This window comes from Moorena sp. SIO3B2 (assembly GCF_010692525.1).
Taxonomy (GTDB): domain Bacteria; phylum Cyanobacteriota; class Cyanobacteriia; order Cyanobacteriales; family Coleofasciculaceae; genus Moorena; species Moorena producens.
On sequence record NZ_JAAHHE010000079.1, the window covers coordinates 20,347 to 25,452 of the forward strand.

Here is a 5,106-nt window from a genome sequence, read left to right on the forward strand (position 1 = left end):
CACCAGCGATTACACTACTTACTGCTAAACCGAGAATTGGCAACATCCATTCTTGCCAAGGTAAGCCATTTAGCCTGCGGTTCAATATCCATAACAGCACTACCATGGAAAAGGCATTCACACCAATGGTGGCAAATACAATACCGGGTGTGCCAAAGGTATCGATTAGAAAGTAATCTAGTACAGCATTGAGAAGAATATTAATCACACTCAGACGAAAGGGTGTCTGTCCATCTCCTAAACCATAAAATACTCGCACTAGCACATCCCGTCCCAAGTAGACAAACATGCCCATCCCATAAGCCATGAGCACTGATGCTACTAACCGAGAGGCATTAGCATCAAAGGCTTGACGCTGATACACTACCTGCACGATGGGCATGGCTAAGGTCACCATCAATGCACTTAAAGGTAACATTGTCAAGGCACTGAGCAGAATTCCCTGGCGAATCCGTTGCTTGAGTTCTGGCCAATTTTCGGGAGCGGCTAGTCGGGAAAATACAGGCAGTAGAGGAACTAGAATAACATTGGAGATAATGCCTAGGGGGGTATTCACTAAAAGATTGGCATAGTTTAAGCTAGCAGCAGCAGCATCGGCTTGGGGGAGGAAGGAGGCAAAGAATAAGTCGGTGTAGACATTAATATGCAGCATCCCAGAGGAAAAGGTGGCCGGAGCCATGACCTGCATCACGTCTTTGACTCCAGGGATACCCCAGTTAAATCGTAGGCGTATTTTACCTAGGCCACTGCGCCACTGAGCGATTTGCTGCACTACCCATTGAAGAGTTGCTCCAGCAAGGGTACCCCCAGCTAAGACAATCCCACCGATCATGGCAAAATCGGGATTACTAATTTCTTTGCCCAACTGTAGGGCTAATATTCCTAAGCCAACAATGACGGTGATGCTAGAAAATAAGGGACTGACGGCAGGTAGCCAGTATTGATCGCTAGCATTGAGGGTACCAAAGCCAATGCCAATTAATCCGGCTAGCACTGCCATGGGTGCCATAATCTGTAATTGCCGGATTGCGATCGCTCTAACTTGTAACCCTTCTGGAGTATCCTGAAACCCTGGTGCTAGAACATCAATTAAGACCGGAGCAAATAGCACTAGAGCAATGGTTACTAGTAACAGGATGCACGCGACTAAGGTAGTTACTGTTTCCACCAGCCGTGGGGCTTCTGATTTATCTCGTTTAGCGAGAACACTAACTAAGGCGCTATGAAAAGGTCCGTTAATGCCACCGAGGAGGATTAATAAAAAGCCGGGGATCACGTAAGCATAGCTGTAGGCATTGATAACCGGACCAACTCCAAAGGCTGCTGCCATGGCTTGTTGGCGGACTAAGCCAAATACTTTACTAATAATGGTGGCTACTGCGACAATCCCGGCAATGCCAGCTAGGGAACGAGTGGTTTTCTGGTTTTCAGACACAAATGGTTAATAAAATCAATAGTTAACTTGCTTATTTTATAAGGATCCCTTGTTGTTGACCCTTGACAGTTGACGGTTGCTAGGGTGTAGCAGCTAGCTTGGTTTTATCTAAGTGCCTTTCAGGGTGTTATCACCCTACTAAAAAGGTTTGTTATTCCTTTAGATTAAACCATGACTACAGACTTTTTTTATGCTAATTTACCCCTTTTAGAAAACTTCATCGATATTACTGACTCTCAGAATTTTAAATCGGTTCCCAGGGATTGGTATGTTGTAATTAGCGATATTATTGGTTCGACTCAAGCTATCGAATCAGGACGCTACAAAGAGGTTAACCTATTAGGAGCCTGCTCCATTGTCGCTGTTTTAAATATAGCAGGTAATTTAGACATTCCTTTTGTATTTGGGGGAGATGGTGCAACTCTGTTGATTCCTCCTTCTCTGTTTGCCCTTGCTCGGGAAGCGTTGTTAGCGACTAGTCAGCTAGCCAGGGAAGAATTTGGGATGGAATTGCGGGTGGGTGCAGTACCTATGTCTGATGTGAGAGTTAATGATTATGATGTTAAATTAGCGAAGCTCAAGGTATCTGAAAACTATTATCAGGCTATATTTACTGGAGATGGTTTGACTTATGCTACTGAATTGATTAAACATCCAAATACAACTAACATCTACCTTTACAAAAATCCTACTGATAAGGCTAAAGCTGATTTGTCTAATTTAGAGTGTCGCTGGCAAGACATTCCTAGTAAATATGGTGAAACGATCAGCTTGATTGTTAAAGCAACGTCTAATCAACGAGATTTCGCTAATTTGACTTATCGAGAAATTATTGAAAAAATTGACACTATTTATGGAAGTGAAGAGGTTTTAAATCCAGTTGATGAAAACTATTTAAATCTAGCCTTTAGTTATGAAAAATTAAGTGCTGAAACTCGGCTGTGCGCCCAATCTAGTAAGCTGATCCATAGGATGCTCTATTTTTTTAAAATCTGGTTTGAAAATCTCTTGGGCTGGTTGTTTATGACGTTGAAGGTGAAATTTACAGATGGAGACTGGGGAGCCTATAAACTAAATGCGATCGCAGCAACGGATTACAGAAAGTTTGATGATATCTTGCGCATGGTGATTGCTGGCAATGAAGTACAACGAAAACAATTAACAGACTATTTGGAAAAGAATTATAAACAAGGTAAGTTAGTGTATGGTCTGCATATTTCAGACCGAGCACTGATGACCTGTCTGGTATTTGAGCGCCATGGACGCCAAGTACATTTTGTGGATGGTGCAGACGGAGGCTACGCTGTAGCTGCGAAAGATATGAAAGATAGACTTAAGCTGATAGCTGATAGCTGATAACTGATAGCTGATAACTGATAGCTAATAACTGATAGCTAATAACTGATAGCTAATAGCATGATAGGGAATAATTACACTGGCTTAATAGTAACGTCTTCATAGTCAGCATATCTAATAATAAAGCATTTTGCCCCAATAGTGATTTGGGCAATCTGGGATGAAAGTTTACACAATCCATCCCTGACTTCTAGATTTGGACAGTGAATGATTAAGCTATCAGTAGCAGTAACCCACTCTAGTTTACAGAGTTGAGTTAGAGGAATTTCTGTCTTAATTTGGCTTAGTCCTTGACTCAGTTGTTTAAATTTCTGTAGCCATTGGGACTCTTGTAAGTTTTTCTCTAGCTTGCTTTTCAATGGGTCTTCTTCTTGATTAGTCATGATAATATGATATGATTTTTATTGTGTTAACAGTCAGCAATCAGCAGTCAGCAGTCAGCAATCAGCAATCAGCAGTCAGTAGTCAGTAGTCAGCAGTCAGCAGTCAGCAGTCAGCAGTCAGCAGTCAGCAGTCAGCAGTCAGCAGTCAGCAGTCAGCAGTCAGCAGTCAGCAGTCAGCAGTCAGCAGTCAGCAGTCAGCAGTCAGTAGTCAGCTTATTTTATTCAAAAGCACCGATTGCGCTACGCGCACGCTGGGCGAATAGTAGCGTTGCCAAAGGCCAAGGCTGATAGCTGATAGCTGATAGCTGATAGCTGATAGCTGATAGCTGATAGCTTACCTTATTATGATATCCTCAATTATCCTGGAATAATTCAGCAACTTTCCCCCTGAAACCCTCAACGTTCAACGGTAATTTGCTTATAAGCTGTTTCAAGATTATCCTTGTATAATCCTTGAAATTTATAATTCTTATAAGCAGCAGGTATTTGGGAATAGTTGGCCAGCACTTGTTCTTGAGTCAGAGACTTTTCTTTCCAAGTCAATGCCAATTTTTCCAGTTGCTCTAAGTAAGTCTTTAAGGTGTCTAAGCCACTGCTATCAGTAATCGGACCTTGACACTCCCACCGCTAAATCGTAGATTATAGCGGGGGATTCTTAAGAGCATAAAACCCTTAACGGTTGAGCCAAACAACCTCTAAACCCTCCGATAAAATCATCGGGCTTACTTGTGTGTTTACGAATTATATTTAGTGCTCCGTTGCAATCAGCGTTGATCAACCAACCTTTACTAGTGCGGTATAATCCACGCTTTATTCTTTTACCGCTGAATGTGTAACTTTTTGGGTTATCAGCATTCCATACTGGTAATTCATCCTTATCCAGGCTAGATGCTTTACTGGTGTAAGATTCTTCTTGCTCAACTAATTCAATCCCATACCGCTGACAGAGGCTTTCCAGCTTGTCCTTAAACGTATAAATCGGAATCTGGGTGAACTTCTGATTGTTCCGCTTGCCCATGTTGACCCTTTGTTTTAGGTCGGGGTTGTACCCGATAACAATCTTGTTGATTTTGTTTCTTCTACACCAATTCACGACATATCTAGCCGCCTTGTTAGTGAAATCCCTGATTTTGTGATTTCGCTTTCTTAGCAACCTAGCTTGTCGATTGGTCAATATCTTAATGCCTTGTAAGTCTTTAATAGACTGAAGTTTGGCATTACGCTTATTGTAAAACTGATTGTCAGCCTTGATCTTTTTACCGTCAATAATAAATGACTTTTGAGTGGTGCTAACACATGTAGCAAAATTATCAAGTCCTAAATCAATTCCCAATATTTCACTAGTTTTTTCTACTTTTACCTCAGGCTGATATTCGTAGCAATAACAAACATCAAAATACCTGGCTTTGTATTTAGGAAGTATGCGTATCTCTTTGACAGTCTTAGACCTTAGCCTCTCTGGGACAGTAAACTGAACTACCCCGTACTCCTTTTTAAATTGACGAGACATAGGAACGGTAAATAACCAGTTCTTTCCCGGGAGTTTCTCCCAGTCGCGCTTTCTCACTGGGATAACCAAGAGGAAATGTCCATCCTTTGGTAAGTAATTCGGAAGTCTTACTTTTTCTTGATAACCTCCACTCTTATTTAGTTTCAGTAAACCAAAAAAAGATTTAAAGGATCTATCGACAATTTTTAAGGTTTGCTGGGCAATGTCCGTCGGTAGTAACTTGTAATTTTCATTCTCTTTAGAGTGATAATAATTACTCTCATACCGCAAATGTTTGCGTTCCTGGAAGAAATACTGACGGACGTTATATAAACCCACGTTGAACATATTCTTGCTCAAATGACACATTTGCCTGAGAGCCAAAATCTGTTGCCTGTCTAAACGAAGATTATTAACTTGAGTTAGCATCGACCCTTCCGCTA

Annotated in this window: 5 protein-coding genes; 1 reads left to right on the forward strand and 4 read right to left on the reverse strand. The window is 41.4% G+C overall.

Annotated elements, in window-relative coordinates:
• Window positions 1–1,435 (reverse strand): murein biosynthesis integral membrane protein MurJ (murJ, locus tag F6K38_RS18170; protein ID WP_287357089.1); only part of this gene is annotated, 1,435 nt, incomplete at its 3' end.
• Between the two features lie 171 nt (window positions 1,436–1,606).
• Here murJ and F6K38_RS18175 point away from each other — a divergent pair.
• Window positions 1,607–2,791, forward strand: a complete 1,185-nt coding sequence (locus tag F6K38_RS18175) for a DUF3095 domain-containing protein (protein ID WP_287357091.1) — start codon at window positions 1,607–1,609, stop codon at window positions 2,789–2,791.
• Between the two features lie 74 nt (window positions 2,792–2,865).
• On the opposite strand, the gene F6K38_RS18180 is transcribed toward F6K38_RS18175, so the two are convergent.
• From F6K38_RS18180 to F6K38_RS18190, 3 genes are all read right to left on the reverse strand, one after another.
• The gene (locus F6K38_RS18180; protein WP_287249440.1) at window positions 2,866–3,174 is read right to left on the reverse strand and encodes a hypothetical protein; all 309 of its coding nucleotides are present in this window, start codon (window positions 3,172–3,174) and stop codon (window positions 2,866–2,868) included.
• Window positions 3,175–3,570: 396 nt separating this feature from the next.
• The gene (locus F6K38_RS18185; protein ID WP_154659697.1) at window positions 3,571–3,717 is read right to left on the reverse strand and encodes a hypothetical protein; all 147 of its coding nucleotides are present in this window, start codon (window positions 3,715–3,717) and stop codon (window positions 3,571–3,573) included.
• A gap of 112 nt (window positions 3,718–3,829) precedes the next feature.
• Window positions 3,830–5,092: an RNA-guided endonuclease InsQ/TnpB family protein gene (locus F6K38_RS18190; RefSeq protein ID WP_287249442.1), complete on the reverse strand. Its 1,263-nt coding sequence runs from the start codon at window positions 5,090–5,092 to the stop codon at window positions 3,830–3,832.
• Window positions 5,093–5,106: the final 14 nt, after the last annotated feature.

Bases quoted from the DNA above. Each gene is read 5' to 3' on its own strand.
- F6K38_RS18180 (WP_287249440.1), bottom strand. From the start codon at position 3,174: ATGACTAATCAAGAAGAAGACCCATTGAAAAGCAAGCTAGAGAAAAAC.
- F6K38_RS18175 (WP_287357091.1), top strand. From the start codon at position 1,607: ATGACTACAGACTTTTTTTATGCTAATTTACCCCTTTTAGAAAACTTC.
- F6K38_RS18190 (WP_287249442.1), bottom strand. From the start codon at position 5,092: ATGCTAACTCAAGTTAATAATCTTCGTTTAGACAGGCAACAGATTTTG.